This is a genomic window from Aquabacterium sp., assembly GCF_030652515.1.
Lineage (GTDB): Bacteria > Pseudomonadota > Gammaproteobacteria > Burkholderiales > Burkholderiaceae_C > Aquabacterium.
Window position 1 is genome coordinate 1 of the sequence record NZ_JAUSAR010000096.1, and the last position, 3,055, is coordinate 3,055.

A 3,055-nucleotide genomic window follows, 5' to 3' on the forward strand; every position below is an offset into this window, starting at 1 on the left:
CCAAAGAAAAACCCCCTGCAAGTACAAGACTTGCAGGGGGATCTCTGTTTTGGCGGAGATGGAGGGATTCGAACCCTCGATACGCTTTTGGCGTATGCTCCCTTAGCAGGGGAGTACCTTCGACCACTCGGCCACATCTCCAGCACAACTAGCATTATAGCCTTGAAAACGGCGCCAACCCTCGCGCTGCGCTCAAAACAACGCAGCTGTGATCAAGGCCTGATCAAGCCGCGCGGGGTTCTTCTAACCCAAACGCCTTGTGCAGCGCACGCACCGCCAACTCCATGTACTTCTCGTCGATCACGACCGAGGTTTTGATCTCGCTGGTGGTGATCATCTGGATGTTGATGCTCTCTTCCGACAGGCAACGGAACATCGTGCTGGCGATGCCCACGTGGCTGCGCATGCCGATGCCCACGATGCTGACCTTGCAGATCTTGGGATCGCCGACCACCTGCTGCGCACCCAAGGCAGGCACCACCTTGGTTTCCAGCAACTCCATCGTGCGGGCGTAATCATTGCGATGCACGGTGAACGAGAAGTCGGTCTTGCCATCGTGCGACACGTTCTGGATGATCACGTCCACGTCGATGTTGGCCTCGGCCACCTTGCCCAGGATCTGGTAGGCGATGCCGGGGGTGTCGGGCACGCCGACCACGGTGATTTTGGCTTCGTCGCGGTTGAAGGCGATGCCAGAGACAACGGCTTGTTCCATTTTTTCATCTTCCTCAAAACTGATCAGCGTGCCCGATGCGGCTTCCACATCGAGGTCAATGTCCCACGGGGTGAAGCTGGACAGCACGCGCAGGGGCACACGGTACTTGCCGGCAAACTCCACCGAACGGATCTGCAGCACCTTGGAGCCCAGGCTGGCCATTTCCAGCATCTCTTCAAAGCTGATGCTGTTCAGGCGGCGCGCCTCGGGCACCACGCGTGGGTCGGTGGTGTAGACACCATCCACGTCGGTGTAGATCAGGCATTCGTCGGCCTTCATGGCGGCGGCAATCGCCACGGCCGAGGTGTCCGAACCGCCGCGGCCCAACGTGGTGATGTGCCCATTGGGATCGACACCCTGGAAGCCAGTGATGACCACCACTTTACCCGCGGCCAAATCGGCACGCACGCGGACGTCGTCAATGCTTTCGATCCGGGCCTTGCCGAAGGACGAATCGGTTTTGATGGGCACTTGCCAGCCAGCGTAGCTGACCGACTCCAGGCCTTCGGCTTGCAGCGCAATGGCCAGCAAACCCACCGACACCTGTTCGCCCGTGGAGGCGATCATGTCGAGTTCGCGGGGGCTGGCGCGGTCGGAAATTTCCTTGGCCAGGCCAAGCAGGCGGTTGGTATCGCCGCTCATGGCCGAGGGCACCACCACCAGTTGATGGCCAGCCCGAACCCACTTGGCCACGCGCTTGGCCACGTTGCGGATGCGCTCCGTGGAGCCCATCGACGTGCCGCCGTATTTGTGAACGATCAGTGCCATGTCAGGATGAAGTTGAAGGGTAACGATTACTCGGTCGAGCCTTCGATTTTAGCCCGTTCAGTCACGGTCGGCCAACTTCCCATGATCGAGACACGTTAAATTGTCAGATTGGGCACCCAAATCAGGGTCACTTGCGGCTCGCCAGGGGCGGCCAAAACCCGGGCATCCACACCCAAGCCCCGGGCGAAAACCAGCTGGCCTTGGGCGAACACCAAGGGACCAGAACGCTCCCACTCGGGCACGGCCTGCGCCTGAAACTGCTTACGCAAAGCGCGCGAGGGGCGGTTGGTGCCCAACTGAAAATCCTCGCCGCCTTCCCGCGAACGGATTTCGACCTGCGCCAGGCGAGACAAGGCGACCCCACCACTGTCGACCACCGACACCACCAACTCGCCGCCCCACCCGGGCAAGGCATGGCGCCCTGGCCCGCTGATGTGCAACAGCTTGGCGGCAGGCGCGTCGGTGGACGAATGCCGGGCAAGCTCAGCGGAGCGGCAGATCAACACCCCACGGTAAAGGCAGACATCGAAAGCCCCCGCGCGCCACTGGATGGACCGCCCCGTGTCCACCAGCGAAGGCAACTCCTGCGTCAGGCGCGCCACGGCGCTGGCTGGCAGGTGCCGATCGGTGCGGGTGGTGAACCAGTGCCGCAGCAGCTCCCGCTGATGCGGCAAGGGCAGGGCCAGCAGCGCCGGCGCACTCAAGGCATCCACCTGGCCGGGCACCAACAAGCCCACCAAGGACTGCGCCAACCAATCCTCCAGGCACGCGCGGGCATCGGCTGCCCTGCCCGCCGACTGCACCAGCGACACCTCGGCTTGCTCAAAAGCAGCTTCCAGCGCAGGCCAAACCGTCAAGCGGATGCGGTTGCGGGCAAAGCGCGGATCGGCGTTGCTGTCATCTTCGATGTACGCCAGGCCGTGCTGGGCCACATAAGCCTCGATGGCGCGACGGGGATGCGACAGCCACGGCCTCTCCCAACGGATGCCATGGCGATCGGCACTTGAAGGCATGGCCGACAAACCCGCGATGCCCGACCCGCGCAGGGCTTGCAGCAAAAAGGTTTCGGCCTGATCACGGCGGTGATGGGCCAACAGCACGGTATCGGCCCCCGCCTCCAGCGCCATCTCGGTCAGGGCCCGGTAGCGCCCGTCTCGGGCCAAGGCTTCAACACTGTCACCCGGGTTCTGATTCAGGCTGAGCCGACGCCAGATCAGGCTGACCGGAAGACCTTGCCGGGCCCAGGCCTCGCACTGTGCCTGGGCGTGCGCCAACCATTCGTCAGCATGGGCACTCAAGCCGTGGTGCACATGCAGCGCCACGACGCGCAAGCCGGGTTGTTCAAGCGCCGCCACGGCGGTGGCGTGCAGCAAGGCCGTCGAATCACGGCCGCCGCTGTAGGCCACGGCAATGGTGCAGCCGCCCTCGCCTACAGCGTTCATGAGGCTCAATGCTCTTTGGTGTCGTTGTAGCGGCCGTAGCTTTGCAGCCGGTCATAGCGCTGCTGCAGCAATTCCTTCACCTTCAGGTCGCTGAGCTGGCGCATGGCATCGTTCAAGCCGCGCTTGAGGT

General features: G+C 63.0%; 2 protein-coding genes, 1 tRNA gene and 1 pseudogene. All 4 read right to left on the reverse strand.

Annotation, left to right across the window (positions count from 1 at the left end; translation table 11 throughout):
* Positions 1-50: 50 nt before the first annotated feature.
* Positions 51-141, reverse strand: a tRNA-Ser gene (locus Q7V20_RS11540).
* An 82-nt stretch (positions 142-223) separates the two neighbouring features.
* Positions 224-1,483, reverse strand: a complete 1,260-nt coding sequence (locus Q7V20_RS11545; protein WP_304790866.1) for an aspartate kinase — start codon at positions 1,481-1,483, stop codon at positions 224-226.
* 95 nt (positions 1,484-1,578) lie between these two features.
* Entirely contained in the window at positions 1,579-2,925 is a 1,347-nt protein-coding gene (gene tilS, locus Q7V20_RS11550; RefSeq protein ID WP_304790868.1) for a tRNA lysidine(34) synthetase TilS, read from the reverse strand.
* Between the two features lie 5 nt (positions 2,926-2,930).
* A pseudogene (locus Q7V20_RS11555) lies at positions 2,931-3,055 on the reverse strand (acetyl-CoA carboxylase carboxyl transferase subunit alpha); the annotation flags it as partial.

Coding starts and splice junctions, on each gene's coding strand:
- tilS (WP_304790868.1), bottom strand. CDS start 2,925: ATGAACGCTGTAGGCGAGGGCGGCTGCACCATTGCCGTGGCCTACAGC.
- Q7V20_RS11545 (WP_304790866.1), bottom strand. CDS start 1,483: ATGGCACTGATCGTTCACAAATACGGCGGCACGTCGATGGGCTCCACG.